Genomic DNA, 22,397 nt, shown 5'->3' with positions numbered 1-22,397 from the left:
CCCCGCTACGCACTCTAAAACCGGAAGAGCCAGTAAAGGCACCGTTTGCGGGCGGGTTTCGGAGAAAGCCCAGGTCAATGAATTAGCGCAAGTGCATAAGGTGCCAGTTAAAAGGTGTCTTTAGGGGACGTGAAGGTACGTGAGCCGGTGGGCAGCGGTGAGGCGAGGGGATCCGCAGGCGTGGTGAACTCCCAGTCGGCATCAGGGTCGAGTGCCGGGGGGATGGCGGGCTTCTCCGGGTCGAGCGGCAACGGCGGGACCGCGGGTGCGAAGAGCTCAGCAGCGTCTGCGGGGTCGAGGGGAAGGTCCACGGCGATGCGCCCTCCAGCCGCATAAGCGCGGGCAGCGAGGGAAGCCCCGGACTGGGAAGCAGCTGCGAACGCGGCGGCCAGCGCCGGGGCATCGGAGAGCTCCGCGCACGGTCCGAGGACGAGGTTGTCGTGGGTGGCGAGGACGGTGTCGTCGAGAAGCGCGAGCGTCACGAAGAACTGCTTGGTGCCCATCTCGCGCAGCTGATGCGCGGTGAGCTCTCCCTCCACGACGCGAACGAGGGCGCCGTGGCCCCCGCTGAGCAGGGCGGTGCCCGCCGGTTGATTGTCTGCGGGAATCATCCACGGGTCGAGGCCCAGAGCAACGGCAACTTCTATCTCGCCGTCAACGATCTCGACGGTGGCATGTGTTGCTGGAGTCATCGCCGCCGTGCGCAGACGGTTGAGAGCGGGATACTCGGCGGACTCCTCGCCATCGAGCGCGCCTAGAAAACCAAAATCCGAGCGCACACGCCAGCCTCCCGTTGTGGGCTCGGGGAGCAAGGACACGTCGACGAGCGCAGGATGCTGCGCCAACCCCGGGATGCTCAGTGCGGTGGAAAAGTTGACGTGCTCAAGAATCGCGACGTGCTCGACACCAAAATAAGACGGAGCCAGCGGATACAGCACCATGGTTGCGACAGTCACCTCGTGAGTCAGATGGGAAGCGATGGACTCCTTCCAAGCTTACGCAGAGGCCGGGTTGGACACGCTATAGTTTGCCACTATGGACTTAGCCACCATCGCGTTCGCTTTCAGCCTCGTGCTGCTGTCTGGCTTGTCGACGTCCATCGGAGGTGCCCTCGCCGTAGGCAAGAGAGAACCTGGCCCGAAGTTCATGGCCGCTGCCCTGGGCCTGTCCGCAGGTGTGATGCTCTACGTCTCCTTCATGGAAATCTTGCCGGAGGCCCTGAAGAAACTAGAAAGCACCCTCGGGGACGAAGCGCGCGCCACCTGGACGATGATGGCGGCATTCTTCGCGGGCATTGCGATTATCGCGATCATTGACCGCTTGGTGCCCGAGGAGATCAACCCGCACGAGCCGGCCACGACCGAAGAAGAGGCGCGGCGCAAAAGGCTGATGAAGACCGGCATGTTCACCGCCTTCGCGCTGGCCATTCACAATTTCCCGGAGGGCTTCGCCACGTTCCTCTCGGGCCTGGAAGCCCCGGAGATCGCCATCCCCGTTGCCGTGGCTATCGCCATTCACAACATCCCCGAGGGCATTGCGGTGGCGGTACCCCTGCGCAGCGCAACGGGCTCGCGGAAGAAGGCCTTCTGGTGGGCCACGTTATCGGGGCTGGCCGAGCCCCTCGGCGCTCTCATCGGCTTCGCGCTGCTGATGCCGTTTATCGGGCCGATGACATTTGGCATCAGCTTCGCCGTCATCGCCGGCATCATGGTGTTCATCTCCCTCGATGAGCTCTTGCCCACGGCGGAGGAAACCGGCGAACACCACTGCGCCATCTACGGCCTTATCGCCGGCATGGCGGTCATGGCGGTTTCACTCGCGCTGTTTATTTAGAGGTTATTTCACGCGCTCGGCGGTGGCCTTGACCGCCATGACAATGCTGACGATGACGGCGCCCAGAATAAAGCCGCACAGCATGGACAAGCCGGTGTCCGCCAACCAGGCGAGGGCGCCGTTGTTGATGCTCTCTGTCACGTGGTGGATAAAGCCATATGGCTGCTCGGCGCCGAATTCACTCAGGCCCTTGACCACGATGTGGCCGCCGACCCACAGCATGGCGGCGGTGCCGATAATGCCGATGATCTTGAGCACGATGGGCATTCCCTTGACCAATGCGGTACCCAGGGCAGAGTCACCATCGTGACGCTTGAGCAGGGCGACGCCGATGTCATCCATCTTGACTAGCAGCCCGACGGCGCCATAGACACCCAAAGTGAGAAGCACGCCGACGGTGACCAGGGCACCGAGGCGCAGCCAGAAGGGCTGATCAATGACCTCGTTGAGGGAGATCACCATGATTTCGGCCGACAGGATGAGGTCGGTGGTGATAGCGGATTTCACCAGGGAGTCCTCGGCATCGGGGCCCTTTTCTTCCACGGTCTTTTCGTCCTTCTCACCGCGGTGAAGGACAGCATGGAAGATCTTCTCCGCCCCCTCGAAGTACAGGTACGTACCTCCGCACATGAGGATAGGGGTGAGCGCCCACGGCGCGATCCAGGACAGGATGAGCGCGATGGGAAGGATGATGACCAGCTTGTTGATGAGCGAGCCCTTGGTGATGCGCCAAATCATGGGCAGCTCACGCTGCGGCTTGACGCCCTGGACATATTGAGGCGTGACAGCGGCGTCATCGACGACGACTCCCGCTGCTTTCGCCGAGGTTTTGCCGGCCAACGCTGCCACGTCGTCGACGCTGGAGGCAGCGGAGCGGGCGATCAGGGCGACGTCGTCAAGCAGGGCAAAGAGGCCACCGGCCATGGCTCACATCCTTTAAGGTAGGGGAGAAGTACTCACCCTAGGTTACTCGGCAGGAACGAGCTCCACATTTTCTGCCCAAGTAAGGTCCATTCCCAGCGTGCGCAACCAATTCATGGCGTCATCGCCGTAGCGCGTGATGCCCTCGACGGCGGCCAGCGTGCGCTCCATGGCGCGCTCGGCTTCCTCCGCGCTGATAAGGCCGTTGGAGGTGGCGGCGGCTAGCTCGTCGATGTCGAGCACGTCAACCGGCTCGCCGGAGGTGGAGACCAAGTCGACGTAGAGATCGCGGGTGGTCCACACGTCCCCGTCAATGTCGATATCGGCAACGTCGATGTAGAAGTCTTGGTGCACGTCCACACCTTCACGGAAGTGGAAGATATTGGCGCGCAGGCCGAGCTCCGGCAGCAGCCAAGACTCGAGGTAGCCGAAGCGCGGGTGGTTAGCGCCGCGGGCCATGTAGAGGCCAAAGTCGGTGACCCGGTAGGTGTCTACCTCGCGCTGGAAACCTTTCGGGTCGACATTGATGTTGTCGGCCGTATTGAAGGTCTCTTGCTTGACTGGGTGCAGGTCTGTGCTCATTAGTTCACCTCGAGGAAAGCCGCGGTAGGTGGGAAGGAACACGAGGATTCAGCAGTGTTAACCGCACCGGAGAGAACCGCCACGATGGTTCCCTTGCCGGTCGTTGCGCGGCCCGAGACCGTGGTTGGCCCATCGGTGTTGATGCCGTTGTTGAAGAGGGGTGTGGTGCCGAACTGGAAGGTGTCCAGGTTGAACCACTGAACGCGCATGGCGCCCTGCTCTTCAGCGGCGGTCGGGGTGCCCAGGGCGGTGAAGAGGAAGACGGCTTCGCCTTCGCCTGCGCCTGGGGCCGGCATCTCGGTCGGGCCAGGCACGGCGATGGCGGAACCCACCGAATCGCCCTGCCCGCCGATGCACTGCGCGGAGACCGTGGGCCAGTAGAACTGGCGGAAGCCGGGGTTATTTCCCTCCGGCATCGCGACGCCGCCCTCGCCGCCTTCACCAGCGGTGAAGTTGAGTGCGGTGAGGATGGCGCTACGGGCCTCCTGCGGGATCCATGGCTGTGCCGCGAAAGCACGAACGCGCTCCTGCGTCTCCGGGGTGGGACGACCGAGGCTGTCCAGCGGGTTGCTGCTCTGGGGGACGTTCACCAGCGAGGAGAGATCAGGGGCGCCGGCATGTGCGGGCGTGATGCTGAGCAGGCCCATCATCAGGGCAGCAGTGAGTCCGGCTACGCCGCGACGGGCGGAGCCGGTGGAGTGCTGTTCAGAAAAGGCCATGGAGAATCCTTGCGTGTGGGTGGGGAAGTGACGTCACAGAAACTACACAGTGATCACGTCAGTCACAATAGTATCTGCTGTCACAATATTCACTTTTTCGGCGTAGTCAACTCTTTTTAGAGCCCTACTGTGCGGTATGTCGGTTCTTGATATCAATCTGTTACATCCCGCGCGATGCTGCACATCAAAGGGCTAGAGAGTATATTTAAGGGCCGTTCACATCGCTAACGCACCATGCTTTGAAGGAGCACCCCACACGTGAGTAATACTGAATTCCGTAACGTAGCCATCGTCGCGCACGTTGACCACGGTAAAACCACCCTTGTCAACGGCATGCTGGAGCAGTCCGGCGCTTTCGGCGACCATGGCGAACACTCGGATCGCGTCATGGACTCCAACGATCAGGAGCGCGAGCGCGGCATCACCATTCTGGCGAAGAACACCGCCATCCACCGCAAGGGCCTGGGCAAGGACGGCGGGGATCTCATCATCAACGTCATCGATACCCCAGGTCACGCTGACTTTGGCGGCGAGGTCGAGCGCGGTATCTCCATGGTGGACGGCGTCGTGCTGCTTGTCGACGCCTCCGAAGGCCCCCTCCCGCAGACCCGCTTCGTCCTCACCAAGGCACTGGAGGCGAAGCTGCCGGTCATCATCTGTGTGAATAAGACCGACCGCCCAGACGCCCGCATTGACGAGGTTGTCACCGAGGCCCAGGACCTGCTGCTGGAAATCGCCGCCGGCCTCGAGGACGAGGAAGCTGCCGCTGCCGCCGAGGAGCTGCTGGATCTGCCCGTCCTGTACACCTCCGGCCGCGAGGGCAAGGCTTCCACCGAGAACCCAGGCAACGGCAACGTCCCGAACGCCGATGATCTGCAGGCGCTTTTCGACGTTATTTATGACGTCCTCCCCGAGCCCTCCGCCAAGGTTGACGCTCCTCTGCAGGCACACGTGACCAACCTGGACTCCGATGACTTCCTTGGTCGTATCGCCCTGCTACGTATCTACTCGGGCACCCTCAAGAAGGGCCAGCAGGTGGCCTGGATGCACTACGACGAGGAAGGGGAGATGCACACCAAGACCGTCAAGGTGGCAGAGCTGCTGCGCACCGTCGGCTTCCAACGCCAGCCGGATACCGAGGCCATCGCCGGTGACATCGTAGCCATCTCCGGTATCTCCGACATCATGATTGGTGACACCATCGCGGACGTGGAGAACCCGCAGCCGCTGCCGCGTATCAAGGTCGATGAGCCGGCTATTTCCATGACCATCGGCGTCAACACCTCCCCGATGGCAGGCCAGGGCGGCGGCGATAAACTCACCGCCCGCTTGGTCAAGGCCCGCCTGGACCAGGAGCTCATCGGTAACGTCTCCATCAAGGTGCTGCCGACCGAGCGTCCCGACGCTTGGGAAGTCCAGGGCCGCGGCGAGATGGCGCTTTCCGTACTCATCGAGAACATGCGCCGCGAGGGCTTCGAGTTGACCGTCGGTAAGCCGCAGGTAGTCACCCAGGTCATCGACGGAAAGACGATGGAGCCCTATGAGATGCTCACCATCGATTCCCCCTCCGAGCACCAGGGCGCTATTACCCAGCTGCTGGCCACCCGCAAGGGGCAGATGCAGTCCATGGACGTGCGCGAGGGCGACTGGGTCCGCATGGTCTTCCGCGTTCCCGCCCGCGGTCTCATCGGTTTCCGCACCCAGTTCATGACGGAGACCCGCGGCGCTGGCATCGCCAACTCCATATCCGATGGCCTCGACGTCTGGGCCGGCGACATCAAGGCCCGCCCGACCGGATCTCTGGTGGCCGACCGTTCCGGACAGATCACCGCCTACGCCCTCCAGCAGCTGGCGGACCGCGGTGACTTCTTCGTGGAGCCGGGCATGGAGGCCTACGAGGGCATGGTTGTCGGCGCCAATAACCGTGATGAGGATATGGATATCAACATCACCAAGGAAAAGAAGCTGACCAACATGCGCTCCGCCACCGCGGACGCCACCGTCACCCTGGCCAAGGCCCGGACCCTGTCCCTGGAAGAGGCGCTGGAGTTCTGTGGTACCGACGAGTGCGTTGAGGTCGGCCCGAACGTCCTGCGCGTGCGCAAGGTCGAGCTGTCCGCCACCGACCGCAAGCGCGCGGCCGCCCGCGCCAAGCAGCTCAACAAGTAGTTCGCTCAGCGCCGCCCCGGGCAACTACAGTGGTAGGGAAAGTTTTCGGAATGTAAAGGTTGTGTGGAGTGGACCGTTTCCTGCCTCGGCTTGGCGTTATCCTCGCAGCCGCCCTGCTTACCGCCTGCCAGGCCAACCCCGGTCCGCCGCCGGTGGTAGATGAGAACGATCGCAGTACCACTCCAACGAATTCCAGCACCACGGCCCCGCCACCTGAGGTAGCACCCGAAGAGGACCTTCTGCCGGAGCGCAGCACCGTGGCGATTGGGGTGGACCCGCTGCGCGGTGGGCTCAACCCACACCTAGTGGCGAACAACTCCGAGCTGGTCAACCAGATTGCGGAGCTGGTCCTTCCTTCAGCTTTCCACGGCTCTGAGATGGATACGGATGTCCTGGAATCCGCAGAGGAGATCGAAGCCCCCGGCAGCATTGCCATGCGGGTACGCTATACCATCGCCGGGCCGGCGCAATGGTCGGATGGCACGCCGATCAGCGGCTCCGATTTTAACTACCTGTGGTCACAGATAACGCGCACGCCGGGCGCGAAGGACGTGGCTGGCTACCGGGCAATTACAGCCGTGCGGACCTCCGGGAATGGGCGCGTGGTCACCGTTGACTTTGCCCATCGCGTGGAGGATTGGCAGAAGCTCTTTGCCAACCTCGTGCCCTCCCACCTCCTGGAAGACCGCGATTTCGCCTCGGCCCTGGCGGACGGGATCCCCGCCTCGGCCGGGCGCTACCTCGTCGCCGGAATGGATCGCGGCCGGGGAATCATTACCCTCAACCGCAACGACCGGTTCTGGGGAGAAGATCCCGCGAATATCGACGTCATTCAGCTGCGCGCTGTGCGCGATACCGCGCAGGCGGTGAACATGTTGCGCTCGCACCAGATCGGTTTTGCTGATATCACCCCGCAGCAGACCACCCTGGAGAATTTGAGCCTGCTCAGCAACGTCAATACCGGTGTGGTGACCCGGCAACGCCAGCTGCGGCTGAACATGTCGGCGGTTGAGGGAGCACTCGATGAGCAGGCGCAACGCCGTGCGTTAGCCTCGCTTCTCGACACCGACCAACTAGCCCGCCTCGCCACCGGCCGCGCCTCGGAGCTCAAGGCTGGGAACAATCCCTTCGATAGCCACGCGGAGCTCGCCCCATTGCGCGAGCGTGCGGGCCGCAAGCCGGTGCGGATTGCCGTGGATCCCCAGTACCCCACCGCCTTGGCGGCGGCCACCACCATCGTGGACGTGCTCCAAGCCAAGGCCATCGACGCGGAGGTCGTCACCGAACGCCTGACCACGATTACCTCCGACCTGCTCCCGGCGGGCAAGGTGGATGCTGTGGTGGCGTGGGATGAGAACGGCGAGGACGCACTCAGCCTGGCCAACTATTTCGTGTGCGCGACACCCACGCGCCCGGCGGCAACGTTGTCTGGGTACTGCCCGGAAAACTCCGCCGACACTGCCCTGGGTATTCTCTCTGGCGACGTGGATTCCGCGACCGCGCAGGATCGCGTAGAGCATCTCAACAGGGAGGAAGCGCTCTTCGTTCCGCTGCTCAACGAGGTGCGTATCCATGCTTTGGGCAAGGGTATTGTTGGCCCCGGACAAAGCATTGAGGACTGGGACTCCGGCCTCATCAGCGCACCGCAGTGGAGGAAAGATGATGACTAAGGATCTCACTGGCTACCGTGTCGTGGCCGTTCATGCCCACCCAGATGACGAGGTGCTTTTTACCGGCGGAACGTTGGCGGACCTGTCCGCGCGCGGCGCGCAGGTCACGCTGATTACCGCGACGCTGGGAGAGGAAGGCGAGATCATCGGCGAGCCCTACCAGGGCCTCGCGGAGACCGACCAGCTGGGAGGGTTCCGCGCCTGGGAGCTTAAGCACGCGCTCGACGCTTTAGGCGTCGACGGTATTCAGCTGGGTGGTTTCGGGCACTTCCGCGATTCCGGCATGGAAGGCTCGCCCGCTCACGAGAATCCGCGGGCCCTGGTCAACCGCGTGGAAGAGGCCGCCGACCTGATGCGGGGCCACCTTGTCGCGCTGCGTCCACATGCAGTGCTGACCTATGGCCCGGACGGCGGTTACGGGCACCCCGACCATATCGCTGTGCACAAGGCCGTGCATGCGGCTGCCTCGCCTGAGCAGCGCATCTGGTGGGCCGTCTTTGAGCGCGCCGCGCACTACCGCGGCCTCGATGCTGTTACCCCTCCGGAGGGCTGGAGCCTGCCCGATAAGGAGTACCTGGATAACTTCACCAATGCTGGCTGCGATGTGGCCTACGAGCTCACTGACGCGGCTCTCAGCGCCAAGCGCGCAGCGATGCTGGCCCACGCCACGCAGATCTGGCTTGCCGACGGCTCCCTCACTACCGTCAACCCTCACGCCGCCCAGGCGGGCTTGAAGGATCCCGCGGAGGTTCCCGCTGCCTATGCCTTGTCCAACCTGCTCACCATGCCGCTGCTGCGCCACGAGTTCTACCAGCTGGGCCAAGGTGAGCTGCAGGATTCATTGCTGGGGGAGAAATGAGCGAGCGCGCAATCCGCACCGACTTCTCCCGCGGCGAGCAAGTAGGGGGCCTAGTGTGGCTCGTCTTAGGCGCACTCTGCTCGCTGACCTTAGAGGTGGTCTATCTCACCGCCCGCGTGCCATGGTTCGACGGGGCCAGCGTGGCCTTTCCGATCACCATCCTCATCGCCTTTTGGTTCAACGGGGTGCTGACCCGCACAGCGCGGCTGTGGAGTGAGAATCCCTACATCGCGGGCTTGCCCGGTTTAGCTTGGGTGGCGGGTTTCCTCGCGTTCATGCTGGGTGCCGCTATCGGGGACGGTAGCTTGCTGGCCAATAATATTCTCAGCCTGCTGCTGTTCGCCGCGGGAATCGCGGGTAGCGTTTGGCCATTTTTCGCCTCGGAGTAGCATACTGTTAGTCGTAGAAAACCCGTGACACACAGGAGTTTAAACACCTTATGACTTACACCATCGCGCAGCCTTGCGTCGACGTGATGGACCGCGGCTGCGTTGAAGAGTGCCCGGTCGACTGCATCTACGAGGGCAAGCGCATGCTCTACATCCACCCGGACGAGTGCGTGGACTGCGGCGCCTGTGAGCCGGCTTGCCCGGTGGAGGCCATCTTCTACGAGGATGATGTCCCGGATGAGTGGCTGGACTACAACGATGCTAACGCCGCCTTCTTTGATGATCTCGGCTCCCCGGGCGGCGCAGCTGCGCTCGGCCCGCAGGACTTTGATGTCCCGATGATCGCTGCACTCCCGCCTCAGAACCAGGAGTAATAGATGAGCCGCACGCCGCTGGGAGACACGCTCCCGGATTTTCCGTGGAACTCGCTTGCTGACGCCAAGAAGAAAGCACAGGCGCACCCGGACGGGATCGTTGACCTATCGGTGGGCAATCCCGTCGATCCGGTGGCCCCAGGCGTGCAGTTAGCGCTGTCCGCAGCGGCCGAGGCCCCCGGCTACCCGCAGACACAGGGCACCCCGGAGCTGCGCGAGGCCATTGCGAAGGCGCTGCAGCGCCGCTACAACATGAACGTGGACGCGGTGCTGCCGGTCATCGGCACTAAGGAAGCTATCGCCTGGCTGCCTACCTTGCTGGGCATGCGCGGCGAGACCGTGGCTTTCCCGACGGTGGCTTATCCCACCTATGAAGTCGGTGCACTTCTGGCCGGTGCCAAGCCTCTGCGCGCCGATGAGGATTTCCAGGATGCGTCGCTCGTGTTCATCAACTCGCCGTCGAATCCGACGGGCCGGGTGTTGGGCGTCGAGAAGCTGCGTGAGATCGTTGCCTGGGCGCGCGCGAACAACGCCATCGTGGCCTCGGACGAGTGCTACATGGGCCTGGGCTGGGATGATGAGAACCCGCCGGTGTCCATCCTGGATCCGCGCGTGACCGATGGCGACAACACCGGGCTCATTGCGATGCATTCGCTGTCCAAGAGCGCGAACATGGCTTCTTACCGTGCCGGTTTCTTCGCGGGCGATGCCCAGCTCATCGCGGAGCTGCTGGAGCTGCGCAAGCACGCAGGGCTCATCGTTCCAGGCCCCATCCAGGCGGCCATGGTCGCCGCGCTTGACGACGACCCCTCCGAAGCCCTCCAGCGCCAACGCTACGCCGCGCGCCGTGTGGATCTCATGCGGGCACTGACCGGCGCGGGCTTTCGGATCGAGCACTCCGAGGCTGGGCTCTACCTGTGGGCAACGCGCGGTGAGAACTGCCGGGCGACCGTCGACTGGCTGGCCGAGCGCGGCATCCTCGTTGCACCGGGTGACTTCTATGGCCCAGCGGGCGAGCAATTCGTGCGCATTGGCCTCAACGGCACTGATGAGCGCATCGCCGCAGCCGTGGCCCGCTTGGCTGCGTAAATGGCCTTTCGCCCACCAGCGCGGGAGGGGATTAGCCCGCGTAAGGTGATGCTCACGGGCATCGTGCCCGCCACTCCTACCTATTGGGCAGGTGAGGCGGGCGATTCCGCGTTTTCGCCCGGTACTCGCTTAGAGCCCGGCACTGTGCTTCCCGGCCCAACGCTGGCCTGGTATCACCCTTCGGTGCCTTCCGAAGAGCCTATTCCGTTTGATTACCGCGTGGTGTTTGAGGACGGGGACCTGATAGTCGCGGACAAGCCGCACTTTCTGCCCACGACGTCGAACGGGCGCATCGTGCGCGAGACCCTCCAAACCCGCCTGCGCGTGGACTACGGGGAGGACTCTATTGTGCCGCTGCACCGGCTGGACCGGTTGACGTCGGGGTTGGTGCTGTGCTCGCGTAATCCGCGCACGCGCGCTGCGTACCAGCAGCTTTTTCAGGAGCGTGCGGTGGTGAAGCGCTACCGTGCTCGGGTGGCCGCGCCCTTCTCCTTCGACGGCACGGTGCAGCTGGGCATGCGGCGAGTGCGGGGTGAGCGCCAGGTCCGCGTGGATCCTATCGGCACGCCTACGGTGACTCGGGTGCGCGCTCGGGGGACGGTGGCCGATGTCTGGCCACTGACCGGCCATACCCACCAGATTCGCGTGGTGCTTAACCACCTGGGGCATCCGATTGTGGGGGATGATACTTATCCGGTGGATCGCGGGTTGTCCCTCTACGATTTTTCCACGCCCCTGCGGCTTACTCACGTCGCTTTGAGCTTTAAGGATCCGCTTTCTGGTGAGAAGCGTGAGTTTCAGCTGTGAGATTCGGCGCTCTTGCGGCGCGCGTTTTAGTTTGCGCTTCGCGAGGGACTAGACTCGGACGAAGTTTTATTCATCATAATTGAGCATTTTGTACGAAGGGCGTGTCCATGGCGGATCTGAGCTTTGCTCGCTTTGCCTCGAATCTTGGCCAGTTCATTAAGTTCGGTCTGGTCGGTGGTTCGGGCACGTTGGTCAACATTGCGACTTCGATTGTGGCTGCAAAGTGCGGTTTGGCGTGGTTTGGTGCCACGCCGCATGACGCGATGTTCAACCTGTTCGGCACGCAGTTCCACGTGCGTTGGTTCATGCTCTTTTCCACGATTGCCTTCTTGGTGGCGAATACCTGGAATTACCAGCTCAACCGCATGTGGACGTTTAAGTCCGTGAACAAGGTGTCTTGGTTGCGCGGGTTCTTCCCGTTCCTCATCACGGGTATCGGCGCCTACCTGGTTACCCTCGCGGTGCAGTACCTGCTGATGAATCCGACCTCGCCGCTGCAACTGCCGCCTGATATTTTCGATGACTCCACGGGCTTCCGCACGATGTACTACTGGGCCAATGCCATTTCCATCGTGGTGGCGATGCCGATTAACTTCATCTTCAATAAGCTGTGGACGTTCCGCTCGACGCCCAAGGCGCCGGTCGTGGTCCACGAGACCGAACCGGCTTAAAACCAGCCCTTCGCCCCGCCGCCTCGCGCTCTCGCCCCGCCTCGCCCCGCACCCTTCGCGCTCACCAGCGTAAGGCTGCGGGGCCTTTGTGTCGCGGCGGTGAGCGGGAAGGGAGGCGTCGGCACGCACCGCTTCCTTCGCGCTCACTGGAGACACGGCGTGGAACCGCTCCATCGTGCTGGTGAGCGCTTAGGGACGAAAATCGGAAACCCGCCCTTTGCGCTCACCGGCATCTAATAGATTCGCTAGTTCCCGTTTACAGTGAGCGGGAAGGGGCGGCGGCAGCGGTTTAGCGGGGCAGGGCAAGGCTGCATTCTTTGCGGGGGCCGGCAGTATCGGCTTGAACTACCCTTGGCGCTCACCGGCGCCTGTAAAAAGCAAGACCCGCCGTCCGCGGTGAGCGCGAAGGGCGGGATGGATGGGGATTGGCCGGGCAGTGCGGTCTAGTCGTCGAGCTCGGAGTCGAGGCGGGCCTGGTCGCGTTGATGCTGGCGGCGGCGAAGGAATGGCGTGAAGATGATGGCGGCGGTCACGCCAGCCCCAGCGCCAAGCAAGTAGGAGGTGGAGTCCGGTGCGTAAGCGTTGTGGGCAATTCCAACGAACATCACAATGAGCGGGATGAGGTAGACGGTCATCGCAGGCCAAATGCGGCCAACAGGCGGGGTGGCGACGCGCTTGCGCAGCCACGCCGTGCCGAAGAGATTGCCGATGATAGACGGTGCGATGGCGAGGAAGCACAGCATGCTCATCTGACCAGGAAGGACCCAGGCGAGGATGGCTGCGGCGACGAGCTCGAGGAAGCGGGTCGGGGTAGCGCTGATGGTGTTGGCCTTGTAGAAAGTCTCGCGCTCGAATTCGTCGCGAGAGGCGCGGTCGATCTCGCGGAGCGTGTAGTTGGCCAGGGCGTTAATCATGTTGTTCATCTCCAAAGACTTCTTCGATGGTTTTTCCCAGTTCGCGGCAGATGTCTAGCGCTAGGTAGACGGAGGGGGAGTAGTTGCCGCGTTCGATATTGGCGATAGTTTGGCGGGAAACGCCGGCCCGTTCAGCAAGGTCGGCTTGAGACATCTCGAGCCAGCGCCGCCATTTGCGAACCATGTTCTGATGCTCGGCCATCTGGCCTCCTTTACGGTGTGTAACTCTTACATGCCTAAGTGTAAAGAAAACTTGTCACGATGGCAATGTTTGCATGCATAAGTGCCAAGTCCAATAAGGCTGGGTCGCCGCAGAAGGGAGCTTGGGATTTCGTCCTTTGAGCAGCTCAAGAGTCGCTTTGATAAGCAAGAAGGCGTCGTTGAGGTGGTAGCGGATATCGTCGGCAGTAAAGCGCAAAACCGTATACCCATGGGCTACGGCCGCGTTCTGCTTCGAGCGGTCCGCTTGAAACGCCCGATCATTTTTGTGGTACTCCCAGCCGTCGACCTCGATGATGAGCTTGCCAATCTTCAGGTCAAAGCGGTACCCCGCAATGAGCGCGTTGTGCTCAGGAAAGATCCCGTCCGCGCTAAGCCTTCGGCTGAGCTGGCGCTCCGGTACGCTATCGGCCCCAATCGGCGTGCGTCGGATAGTCTCTTTCAAGCGCCGGGGAACCCGACGCATCCTTCGCCGGTCATCTTCGAGGCGGGCTGGTCCTGTTTTGCCGCGGTAGTGCGCTTCCAGCAGCTGCCCGCACGCCGCGGCTATACGACGGGCTGCCCACAGCACCTGAACAACAGGCAGGCCATTTACCTTGGCAGTAGCCGACAGGCGTGAATGAGTCACGCGAAAATTTTTGCCCTTAAGCGTGCGCGGGCCCTCGGCTTCCAGCGGAAACGTCAGCTTCCTCCCCAGGTGAATCTCCTGTGCGGTCTTGCCCGTGAAATGTATTCGACTGAGCCCGTGTGCCAGAGCCCGCGCCACGGCAAGCGGCGACCACTCGTCGCTATAAATCCCGCGGTGCACGCGAAAGAGCGTCCCCGCGCGAAGCTTCCGCCTGATTGCCTCCTTGCTCAAGCCCTGCTCGCGAAGCTCCGCGGTCGTCCATGCCTTCATGAAGCTCAAGGTATGCAGTGCTTCACGACGCGTCGAGGGTCAATTCCCCGCCTGTGGATAACTTGGCCCTGCGGCGTCGATTTTGCGCTAAAAAGCTGTCGCGTCCGCAATTTTTGCACCTCTTGCCCGCCCCGAAACTCCCTTCGCGCCCACGGGCAGCCTTGAAAAAGCGACACCCCGGTCGCCGGTGAGCGCGAAGGGTGGTCAGTGATAGGCGTGGCGGGAAAGCGGCCCCGTTTGGTTCCGCCTTCCCCTTTGCGCTCACGGAGCACGTGCCTGGCGCTCTTCAGCTCATCGATGGTGAGCGCGAAGGGAGTGATTGAGTGGGTAAGCTCCTGCGCCTGACCCTTGGCGGCCACCAAGAGCGGACAAACTGTACAACGCTGGTCGGCCGGTGAGCGCGAAAGGTGGGGCGGCGATGGAAACGAGGGGGTTGGGCGGCGATGGAAACGAGGGAGTGGGGCGGCGAGATGGCGAGGGGCGGCTAGCGGGCCTCGAGCTCCTCGGCCGTCGGTAGGGGCAGGCGCGAGGTCGGGGCAATGCCGCGGGCCTTCGCGTTGATGACACCGGCGATGGCGAGTACCGCGAACATGGCGGCGGCGGAGAAGAGTTGGATGCGGGCTGAGGCGTCGCTAAGCATGAGCACCGCAATGGCCGCAAAGAGCGCCAGCGCGAACCACGTGAGGTAGGGGTAGGCCCACATGCGCACCGGCAGCGGGTGGATGGCCTCGAGCTGTGGGCGCAGGCGCAACTGGCTCACCGCGATGAAGACCCACACGATGAGCAGCGAGGCTCCAGCGGCGTTGAGCATGAAGGACAGCAGCCACCCGGTATCTGCATAGTTGAGAACAACCATCACCGCGGAGAGGATGACCGACAGGGCAATGGCGGCGGTTGGCACGCCGCGGCGATCTGTTGCGGCGAAGAGCTTGGGCGCCTCACCGCGGGAGGCCAGCGAGTGCATCATGCGGGAGGAAGCATAGATCTGCGCGTTGAAAGCAGAGAGCAGCGCGAGAACGATGACCACTTCCATGATGGCAGCCGCGCCTGGGATTCCCGCGCGGTCCAAGACCATGGTGAACGGCGACTCGGCGGCAGACTGCGCGGAGCCGAGCGAGGAATAGGGCAGGAGGAAGGTGATGACGAGGACAGAGCCCAGGTAGAACACCGAAATGCGCGTAATGGTGGTGCGCACTGCGTTGACGAGGGATTTCTCGGGGTCCTCGGATTCCGCCGCGGCGATGGCAACGACCTCGATGCCGCCGAAGGCGAAGGCCACGGCAAGCAAGCCGGCGGCCACGCCGCCAAGGCCGTTGGGCATGAAACCGTCGGCAAGGAAGACTGACGTGCCGATGAAGGTGTGGCCGGGGAGAAGGCCGAAGATGAGCAGCGCGCCGATAACGAGGAAAGCAATAATGACGGCAACCTTGATGAAGGCGAACCAGTACTCAAACTCACCAAACAAGCGCACCCGCAGCAGGTTGATGGTTCCGAAGAGAGCCACGCAGATGGCTGCAGGAATCCAGGGCGGGCAGTTAAACCACGCGCCGATGAACCCGGCCGCACCGGTGATTTCCGCGCCCAGGACCGCGACGGTGGCTAGCCAGTAAATCCAGCCCTGCGTAAAGCCTGCCCAGCGGCCGATGCCGTGCTCCGCGTATTCGGAGAAGGAGCCGGATGCGGGGATGACCGTGCCCATCTCACCGAGCATCTGCATGACCAGGATGGCAAGGAATCCAGCGATGAGGTACGCCAAGAGGACCGCGGGGCCGGCAGCAGAAATGCCAACACCGGTGCCTAAGAAAAGGCCGGCGCCGATAGTGGAGCCTAGCCCCATCATGGTCAGGTGGCGGACCTTCAAGCCGCTGCCGAGTGAGCGAGAGGAGGAGGAATCGTTTTGAGCAGTCACCTTTAGCATTCTAGGCCGCGGCTTTAGTCGGTTGGGCATAAAGGGGCCCGGGATCAAGAAAAGCCCCCGCAGACACGGGGGCCTTAATGCTGCTAAGCCTAGTTCTTGTGCAGGTCCTCGTTGAGGGCCACAGCCTCAGACTTCCAGTCCACGGCCTCGACGGCGCCGGTCACGGAGTTACGGCGCAGCAGCACGCCGGAAACACCAGAGAGCTTGGAGCCCTTGATGGTGTCGCCCTCAGACAGGCCCAGGGCCTCCGCGATCTTGCCAAAGACGGCAATCTTGGTACCGGCGGTGACGTAGAGGCCGGCTTCGACGACGGCGTCGTCGCCAAGCGAAATGCCCACGCCGGAGTTCGCGCCGAGCAGGCAGCGCTCACCGATGGAGATGACCTCCTTGCCGCCGCCGGACAGGGTGCCCATGATGGAGGCGCCGCCGCCGATATCGGAGCCATCGCCCACGACGACGCCTGCGGAAATACGGCCCTCGACCATGGAGGCGCCCAGGGTGCCGGCGTTGAAGTTAACGAAGCCCTCGTGCATCACGGTCGTGCCCTCAGCGAGGTGGGCGCCCAGGCGAACGCGGTCGGCGTCACCGATGCGCACGCCGGACGGGACAACGTAGTCCACCATGCGCGGGAACTTATCGACGGAGTAGACCACGACCGGGCCGCGGGAGGCGAGGCGGCCGCGGACCATCTGGAAATCGGCAACCGCGCAGGGGCCGTAGTTGGTCCACACCACGTTGGCCAGCTTGCCGAAGATACCGTCGACGTTCAGGCCGTGAGGCTTGACTGCACGGTGGGAGAGCAGGTGCAGGCGCAGGTAAGCGTCGTAGGTGTCGGCGGGAGCCTCGTCCAGATCCTTGATGGACGTCTCCACCGCGATGCGGGCGACGCCGCGCTCCTCGTCGGGGCCAACGAGGTCAGCGAACTGCTGCGGAACCTCCTCCAAGCGCTCGGTGCCGCTGGCTTCTACAGAGATATCGGTGTGAACTGCGGGGAACCAGACGTCCAGGACGGTGCCGTCATGGGTAATGGTTGCCAGGCCGCGTGCGGATGCTGAAGTCATAGGGTCACACCCTAGCAGCTACGCGTTCGACGCGCGCCTTTTGTTACCCGGGAGTAGGTGGAAGATCACAACCAGGGAAACGGTCAGGATGAGGACGGCGAGGACTTGGTTGCGGGCGGAGGCGTCGAAAAGCATGAGAATCGTAAGACCCACCAGTGCCAGGGCGGTCAGCCACGGCAGCCAGGGGAAGCCCGGCACACGCAGCGTCGTGAGCTCGCCGTTGGCCTTCATCTGAGGGTGCAGCTTGATGTAGGAGGCCACGATGAAACACCAGATGACCAGCAGGCAGCCGCCCACCGCGTTAAAGAGGAAGGCCAGAAGCCCCGGCGGGTTCCAGTACTGCAGCACCACCGACGCGAAGGCAAAGATGATGGAGAGCACGACCGCATAAATGGGGGAGCCGGAGACGTTGGTCTTCAAGAAGACGTGGTGCGCGCTGTGGTCCTTGGCCATGTCGTAGACCAAGCGGGAGGTGGCGTAAATCTGCGCATTGAAGGCAGACAGCAGCGCCAAGGCGATGATGGCTTCCATGAATCCCGCGGCGAAGGGGATTTTCGCGGCGGCGAGGACCAGGGTGAAGGGCGAGTCCGCGGCCACATCGGCGTCCTGGATGGAGCTGAAAGGCAAGGCCATGGTGATGACCAGGATGGAGCCGATGTAGAAGACCATGATGCGCACGATGATGGCGCGCACGGCAGTAGCGACGTTGTGGGCCGGGTCCTCAGATTCCGCCGCGGCAATGGTGACCAGTTCGATGCCACCGAAAGCGAAAGCCACGGCGAGCAAGCCGGCAGCAAAGCCGGGGCCGCCGTTGGGCAGGAAGTTCTCCGTGAAGTTATGTCCCGCCATGGACAGGTCCATACCCGGCAGGATACCCAGTGCCATGAGCACACCGACGCCCAGGAAGGCCACGATCGTGGCCACCTTGATGATGGCGAACCAGAACTCGAATTCGCCGAAGCCACCCACGGCGGCAAAGTTAACGATGGCGAAGAAGACCACGGCCACCAATGCCGGAATCCAGGGGTCCACCCCGAACCAGTTGGAGACAATCGCCGCGGCACCGGTAATCTCCGCGCCCATCACCATGACCAGCATGAACCAGTAAATCCAGCCCAAGGTAAACCTGGCCCAGGGCCCGAAGGCCTGGCCCGCATAGGTAGAGAAAGCGCCCAACGAAGGCCGGGCGGCGGCCATCTCGCCGAGCATCCACATCACCAAGGCGATGAGCGCACCAGCCACCGCATAGGAAATAAGGACGGAGGTGCCGGATACCTGGATGCCCAGGCCGACGCCCAGGAAGAGGCCTGCGCCCACCGCGGAGCCGAGGCCCATCATGGTGAGGTGGCGGGTTTTGAGTTGAGTGGCCGCAGCCATAGGGAAATCACCTTCAACGCTGTTGATTGTTTGCAACGGGAAGTACTTTACGCAATGCACTAAGCAACCGGGGGCGCTAGCATGGCGGGTTGTGACTTTAAATCTCTTCTCCGATCCCATCGAGCTGACCAAGGCGCTGGTGGATATCCCTAGCCCTTCGCACCACGAGCAAGCGATCGCTGATGCCGTCGAGGAAGCCCTGCGTGGTCTGGACCAGAGCACAGTAGAGGTGGAACGCTACGGCAACACCGTCTGCGCCCGGACGAACCGGGGCTTTGAAAGCCGCGTGGTCCTCGCCGGTCACATCGATACCGTGCCCTTGGCCGATAACGTCCCCCACACCATGTCGGAGGACGGCGCCACCATGTATGGCTGCGGCACCGTGGACATGAAGTCCGGCATGGCGGTCTACCTTAACGCCTTTGCGCAGCTGTACAACTCCGATGAGCTCAAGCACGACCTCACGGTCATCGCCTATGAGGGCGAGGAGGTCGCCACCGAATTCAACGGCCTGGGCCACCTGCAGAAAGATCACCCGGAGTGGCTGCATGGGGACCTAGCGCTGCTGGGCGAGCCCTCCGGCGCCATGATCGAGGCCGGCTGCCAAGGCACCATCCGCGTGCGCGTTACCGCCCACGGCACTCGCGCGCACTCGGCCCGCGCCTGGCTGGGCTCCAACGCGGCGCACACCTTGGCGCCGGTGATGCTCAACGTGGCCAACTACCAGCCACGCGACGTCGAGATTGACGGCTGCACCTACAAGGAAGGCCTCAACATCGTTCACCTCGAATCCGGCGTGGCCACCAATACCATTCCGGATGAGGCCTGGATGTTCGTCAACTTCCGCTTCGCCCCCGACCGCAGCTCCGAGGAGGCGCTGGCTCACCTAATGGAGGTCCTCGGCGAACACGAAAACATCACCGTGGAGGTCGATGACATCGCTGGGGCCGCCCTGCCCGGTTTGGGGCAGCCAGCGGCGCGCGCGCTTGTCGACGCCGTCGGCGGCAACGTCCGCGCCAAGTACGGGTGGACCGACGTGGCCCGTTTCTCCGAGATGGGTACCCCAGCCGTTAACTTCGGCCCTGGCGATCCGGGCTTTGCTCACAAGAAGGACGAGCAGGTGCCCATCGCCCAGATCACCGAAGTCTCGACCGCACTCTTGAATTACCTGAAGGGATAACACCACCATGACTCCTGAGCAACTGCGCACCCTGCGCGGACCTCTTCTCGTGCGCACCGCCGGAGAGCAGTCCTCCACCTTCGACCAGCGCCTGCTGCAGTCCGGCGCGGATCATGAGTGGCAGCACGCCGATCCCTGGCGCGTCCTGCGCATCCAGGGCGAGTTCGTGGACGGCTTCGACGCCCTGGCCAAGCTGCCCAAGGCCGTGACCGTCTTCGGCTCTGCCCGCACCCCGGAGGATGACCCGAATTACCAGCTGGGCGTGGCCTTGGGCCGCCGACTTGTGGAAGCCAAGTACGCCGTTATCACCGGCGGCGGCCCGGGCATTATGGAGGCGGCCAACCGCGGCGCGCACGAGGCTGGCGGGCTGTCTGTGGGCCTCGGCATCGAGCTGCCGCACGAGCAGGGCCTGAACCCCTACGTGGATCTGGGCTTGAACTTCCGCTACTTCTTCGCCCGCAAGACCATGTTCCTCAAGTACTCCCAGGCCTTCATCTGTCTGCCCGGCGGCATGGGCACCATGGATGAGTTCTTCGAGGTCATGTGCATGGTCCAAACCGGCAAGGTGACCAACTATCCCATCGTGCTCATGGGCACCGACTACTGGGCCGGCCTGGTGGAGTGGATGAAGAAGACCCTGGCCGAGGGTGGGTTCATCAATCCCGAGGACCTCGATCTCTTCCTCGTCACCGACGATATCGATGAAGCCGTCGCCCACATCCTGGCCGCGCACAAGGTCATGTCGGACAAGCGCCTGCGGGAGCAAGAAGACAAGTGACCTCTGCCCCCAACCTCGCGCGGGTCATGGCGATTGTGAACCGCACGCCGGACTCCTTCTACGACAAGGGCGCGACCTTCGAGCTCGACCCCGCAATCCAGCGTGCTGAGCAGGCGCTTGACGACGGCGCCTCCATCATCGACATCGGCGGCGTCAAGGCCGGCCCGGGTGAGCACGTCGACGCGGCCGAGGAAATCGAGCGCGTCGTGCCCACCATCGCGGAGCTGCACCGTCGCCGCCCTGAGGCGCTGATCTCCGTGGACACGTGGCGCGCCGAGGTCGCAGAGGAAGCTATCGCCGCGGGCGCCGGGTTGGTCAACGACACGTGGGCCGGTTGGGACCCCGAGCTCATCGAAGTCGCCGGCCACCACAAGGTGGGTTACGTGTGCTCGCACACCGGTGGCGTGACCCCGCGCACCCGCCCGCACCGCGTGCACTTCGACGACGTGGTCGCCGACGTCATCAGCGAGACCACGCGACTGGCGGAGCGCGCCGCCGACCTCGGCTGCCCGGAGGAGCTGACGTTCATCGACCCCACGCACGACTTTGGCAAAAACACCTTCCACGGTCTGGAACTGTTGCGGCGCATCGATGAGATCGTGGCAACGGGCTGGCCGGTGCTCATGGCCTTATCGAACAAGGACTTTGTGGGCGAGACCCTCGACCGAGCCGTCGACCAGCGCGTCGCGGGCACCCTGGCAGCGACGGCGTGGTCGGCAGCGCGCGGCGTGGCGGCGTTTCGGGTGCATGAGGTGGGCCCGACGCTCGATGTCATCCGCATGACCGCTGCCATTCAGGGACACATGGCGCCGCTCGCGACGACGCGGGGGCTGGCCTAAGGCATGTTTCCGAGCATTTCTGTGGTCATCCCTGCGCTGAATGAGGAGCGCACCGTCGCGCACGTCGTGCGCGCCTGCCTGGCGGATGAGCCTTTAGAGGTCATCGTCATCGACGCCGACTCCACCGATGAGACGCCGCCCGGGCCGCCGCGGCGGGTGCCCGGGTGTGCAACTGGCGCGAGGTGCTGGACGAGGAACCGCGTCCGGGAAAGGGTGAGTCCCTGTGGCGCGGGGTGGCCGCGGCCCGTGGTGAGGTGGTCGTGTTCATCGACGCGGATTTAGAGTCTGCTGCGCCCGGCATGGTTACCGCGCTGACCGAGCCTTTCGTGGATCCCCACGTACAGCTGGTCAAGGTGCGCTACGCGCGCAGCCTGAACGGCCAGCCCACCGGTGGCGGGCGAGTTACGGAGCTGAGCGCCAAGCCGCTGCTGCGCATGTTCTTCCCCGAGCTCGCGCACATCGATCAACCTCTGGGCGGGGAGTACGCGATTCGCCGCGAGACAGCCCTGGGCCTGCCTTTTGTGGCGGGCTACGGGGTGGAGGCGGGGTTGCTGATAGACGTCGCCAAGCGCTATGGCCCCCACGCCATCGCCGAGGTGGACCTGGGCACCCGCGCCCACCGCAACCGCCCGCTCGAGGAACTAGCCCCGATGGCCGATGTTGTCGCGCGCACCATCCTCTCCCGCGCGGGCGTGGTTGGCCCCGTTGCCCAACGTCCGCCGCTGCTGGGTAAGATTTAGCGCATGATGTCCTGGATTCTTCTTATCGTCGTCCTTATCGCCCTCGTCATCATTGGCACATGGGCGTGGGGAACCATCGTGGGTCGGGGGACCGTGATGGAGGCTCCCGATACGGCCGTGGATACCAACGAGGAGAATCTCCGCGCCCTTGAGGAGGGGCGCTTCGACGACCTGCGTTTCGACGTCGTGACACGCGGCTACCGCCAGGACCAAGTGGACGCCCTGCTGGCCGCCGTGGAGCGTCGCCTGGGCGCTGAGTCGGTGGCTTCTGACGGTTCTGCAGATGATTCTGCGGAACCTTCCGCCGCGGGTGAGGCAACGAGCCTGCCGCTGTCGGCCGAAAAAGAGCTAGACTAGAAGGACGTTCTAAAAATAGTCGAAGGAGACTCA

The 22,397-nt window shown here is 63.4% G+C and carries 23 protein-coding genes and 1 pseudogene; 14 read left to right on the top strand and 10 right to left on the bottom strand.

The features are described 5' to 3' along the window. Nucleotides 1-107: 107 nt before the first annotated feature. Nucleotides 108-956, bottom strand: a complete 849-nt coding sequence (locus tag HMPREF2526_RS11055) for a hypothetical protein (RefSeq protein WP_246819892.1) — start codon at nucleotides 954-956, stop codon at nucleotides 108-110. A gap of 79 nt (nucleotides 957-1,035) precedes the next feature. On the opposite strand from HMPREF2526_RS11055, the gene zupT reads away from it, so the two are divergent. After that, nucleotides 1,036-1,833, top strand: coding sequence for a zinc transporter ZupT (zupT, locus tag HMPREF2526_RS11050; protein WP_049156397.1), 798 nt, complete (start codon nucleotides 1,036-1,038; stop codon nucleotides 1,831-1,833). A gap of 3 nt (nucleotides 1,834-1,836) precedes the next feature. On the opposite strand, the gene HMPREF2526_RS11045 is transcribed toward zupT, so the two are convergent. From HMPREF2526_RS11045 to HMPREF2526_RS11035, 3 genes are read right to left on the bottom strand one after another with little or no spacing between them, the layout of a single operon-like run. Continuing rightward, the gene (locus tag HMPREF2526_RS11045) at nucleotides 1,837-2,757 is read right to left on the bottom strand and encodes a DUF808 domain-containing protein (RefSeq protein WP_070547288.1); all 921 of its coding nucleotides are present in this window, start codon (nucleotides 2,755-2,757) and stop codon (nucleotides 1,837-1,839) included. Between the two features lie 42 nt (nucleotides 2,758-2,799). Then, entirely contained in the window at nucleotides 2,800-3,336 is a 537-nt protein-coding gene (locus HMPREF2526_RS11040; protein WP_070516799.1) for a ribonuclease FAU-1 family protein, read from the bottom strand. Then, nucleotides 3,336-4,055 carry an Rv1157c family protein gene (locus HMPREF2526_RS11035; RefSeq protein ID WP_070547287.1) on the bottom strand — a complete coding sequence of 240 codons (720 nt, stop codon included), beginning with the start codon at nucleotides 4,053-4,055 and terminating at the stop codon, nucleotides 3,336-3,338. The genes HMPREF2526_RS11040 and HMPREF2526_RS11035 overlap by 1 nt, the downstream gene beginning before the upstream one ends. Before the next feature lie 258 nt (nucleotides 4,056-4,313). On the opposite strand from HMPREF2526_RS11035, the gene typA reads away from it, so the two are divergent. The 8 genes from typA (at nucleotide 4,314) to HMPREF2526_RS10995 (ending at nucleotide 12,083) form a co-directional block, all read left to right on the top strand. After that, nucleotides 4,314-6,224, top strand: coding sequence for a translational GTPase TypA (gene typA / locus HMPREF2526_RS11030; RefSeq protein ID WP_070547286.1), 1,911 nt, complete (start codon nucleotides 4,314-4,316; stop codon nucleotides 6,222-6,224). A gap of 68 nt (nucleotides 6,225-6,292) precedes the next feature. Beyond that, nucleotides 6,293-7,894, top strand: coding sequence for an ABC transporter family substrate-binding protein (locus HMPREF2526_RS11025; RefSeq protein WP_070547285.1), 1,602 nt, complete (start codon nucleotides 6,293-6,295; stop codon nucleotides 7,892-7,894). Beyond that, on the top strand, nucleotides 7,884-8,753 hold the full coding sequence (locus HMPREF2526_RS11020; RefSeq protein ID WP_049154366.1) for a PIG-L family deacetylase: 870 nt from the start codon (nucleotides 7,884-7,886) through the stop codon (nucleotides 8,751-8,753). Before HMPREF2526_RS11025 ends, HMPREF2526_RS11020 begins: the two co-directional genes overlap by 11 nt. After that, nucleotides 8,750-9,142 (top strand): hypothetical protein, encoded by a 393-nt coding sequence (locus HMPREF2526_RS11015; protein ID WP_049154368.1) that lies wholly within the window; start codon nucleotides 8,750-8,752, stop codon nucleotides 9,140-9,142. The genes HMPREF2526_RS11020 and HMPREF2526_RS11015 overlap by 4 nt, the downstream gene beginning before the upstream one ends. A gap of 50 nt (nucleotides 9,143-9,192) precedes the next feature. After that, nucleotides 9,193-9,516, top strand: a complete 324-nt coding sequence (gene fdxA, locus HMPREF2526_RS11010; RefSeq protein ID WP_005327491.1) for a ferredoxin — start codon at nucleotides 9,193-9,195, stop codon at nucleotides 9,514-9,516. Nucleotides 9,517-9,519: 3 nt separating this feature from the next. Beyond that, on the top strand, nucleotides 9,520-10,605 hold the full coding sequence (dapC, locus tag HMPREF2526_RS11005) for a succinyldiaminopimelate transaminase (protein WP_049154371.1): 1,086 nt from the start codon (nucleotides 9,520-9,522) through the stop codon (nucleotides 10,603-10,605). Further along, nucleotides 10,606-11,412: a pseudouridine synthase gene (locus HMPREF2526_RS11000; protein WP_070547284.1), complete on the top strand. Its 807-nt coding sequence runs from the start codon at nucleotides 10,606-10,608 to the stop codon at nucleotides 11,410-11,412. Between the two features lie 107 nt (nucleotides 11,413-11,519). Next, complete coding sequence (locus tag HMPREF2526_RS10995) at nucleotides 11,520-12,083, top strand: GtrA family protein (RefSeq protein WP_070547283.1); 564 nt, start codon at nucleotides 11,520-11,522, stop codon at nucleotides 12,081-12,083. 443 nt (nucleotides 12,084-12,526) lie between these two features. On the opposite strand, the gene HMPREF2526_RS10990 is transcribed toward HMPREF2526_RS10995, so the two are convergent. The 6 genes from HMPREF2526_RS10990 to HMPREF2526_RS10965 form a co-directional block, all read right to left on the bottom strand. Beyond that, nucleotides 12,527-13,006 (bottom strand): SoxR reducing system RseC family protein, encoded by a 480-nt coding sequence (locus tag HMPREF2526_RS10990; protein WP_232745310.1) that lies wholly within the window; start codon nucleotides 13,004-13,006, stop codon nucleotides 12,527-12,529. Then, a complete protein-coding gene (locus HMPREF2526_RS13540; protein WP_046648286.1) occupies nucleotides 12,990-13,199 on the bottom strand; it encodes a helix-turn-helix transcriptional regulator in 210 nt (69 codons plus the stop codon). Before HMPREF2526_RS13540 ends, HMPREF2526_RS10990 begins: the two co-directional genes overlap by 17 nt. A gap of 54 nt (nucleotides 13,200-13,253) precedes the next feature. After that, nucleotides 13,254-14,114 carry a DUF559 domain-containing protein gene (locus HMPREF2526_RS10980; protein ID WP_049154375.1) on the bottom strand — a complete coding sequence of 287 codons (861 nt, stop codon included), beginning with the start codon at nucleotides 14,112-14,114 and terminating at the stop codon, nucleotides 13,254-13,256. Nucleotides 14,115-14,598: 484 nt separating this feature from the next. Next, on the bottom strand, nucleotides 14,599-16,032 hold the full coding sequence (locus HMPREF2526_RS10975) for an amino acid permease (RefSeq protein WP_070547282.1): 1,434 nt from the start codon (nucleotides 16,030-16,032) through the stop codon (nucleotides 14,599-14,601). An 89-nt stretch (nucleotides 16,033-16,121) separates the two neighbouring features. Then, nucleotides 16,122-17,093, bottom strand: coding sequence for a 2,3,4,5-tetrahydropyridine-2,6-dicarboxylate N-succinyltransferase (dapD, locus tag HMPREF2526_RS10970; RefSeq protein WP_070547281.1), 972 nt, complete (start codon nucleotides 17,091-17,093; stop codon nucleotides 16,122-16,124). 18 nt (nucleotides 17,094-17,111) lie between these two features. Beyond that, nucleotides 17,112-18,470: an amino acid permease gene (locus HMPREF2526_RS10965; RefSeq protein ID WP_070509627.1), complete on the bottom strand. Its 1,359-nt coding sequence runs from the start codon at nucleotides 18,468-18,470 to the stop codon at nucleotides 17,112-17,114. Between the two features lie 91 nt (nucleotides 18,471-18,561). Here HMPREF2526_RS10965 and dapE point away from each other — a divergent pair, with 91 nt between their 5' ends. From dapE to HMPREF2526_RS10940, 5 genes and pseudogenes are all read left to right on the top strand, one after another. Continuing rightward, complete coding sequence (dapE, locus tag HMPREF2526_RS10960) at nucleotides 18,562-19,650, top strand: succinyl-diaminopimelate desuccinylase (protein ID WP_070547280.1); 1,089 nt, start codon at nucleotides 18,562-18,564, stop codon at nucleotides 19,648-19,650. A gap of 7 nt (nucleotides 19,651-19,657) precedes the next feature. Further along, nucleotides 19,658-20,428 (top strand): LOG family protein, encoded by a 771-nt coding sequence (locus HMPREF2526_RS10955; protein WP_070509630.1) that lies wholly within the window; start codon nucleotides 19,658-19,660, stop codon nucleotides 20,426-20,428. Between the two features lie 26 nt (nucleotides 20,429-20,454). Further along, on the top strand, nucleotides 20,455-21,267 hold the full coding sequence (folP, locus tag HMPREF2526_RS10950) for a dihydropteroate synthase (RefSeq protein WP_210384420.1): 813 nt from the start codon (nucleotides 20,455-20,457) through the stop codon (nucleotides 21,265-21,267). 3 nt (nucleotides 21,268-21,270) lie between these two features. After that, nucleotides 21,271-22,007 (top strand): annotated as a pseudogene (locus tag HMPREF2526_RS10945) (glucosyl-3-phosphoglycerate synthase). A gap of 3 nt (nucleotides 22,008-22,010) precedes the next feature. Continuing rightward, complete coding sequence (locus HMPREF2526_RS10940; protein WP_049154387.1) at nucleotides 22,011-22,364, top strand: DivIVA domain-containing protein; 354 nt, start codon at nucleotides 22,011-22,013, stop codon at nucleotides 22,362-22,364. Nucleotides 22,365-22,397 lie beyond the last annotated feature (33 nt).

It is taken from the genome of Corynebacterium sp. HMSC070E08 (assembly GCF_001808895.1).
Classification (GTDB): Bacteria; Actinomycetota; Actinomycetes; order Mycobacteriales; family Mycobacteriaceae; genus Corynebacterium; species Corynebacterium hiratae.
Note: the sequence above shows the minus strand (reverse complement) of the source record. Positions and strands in the feature narration are given on the sequence as shown.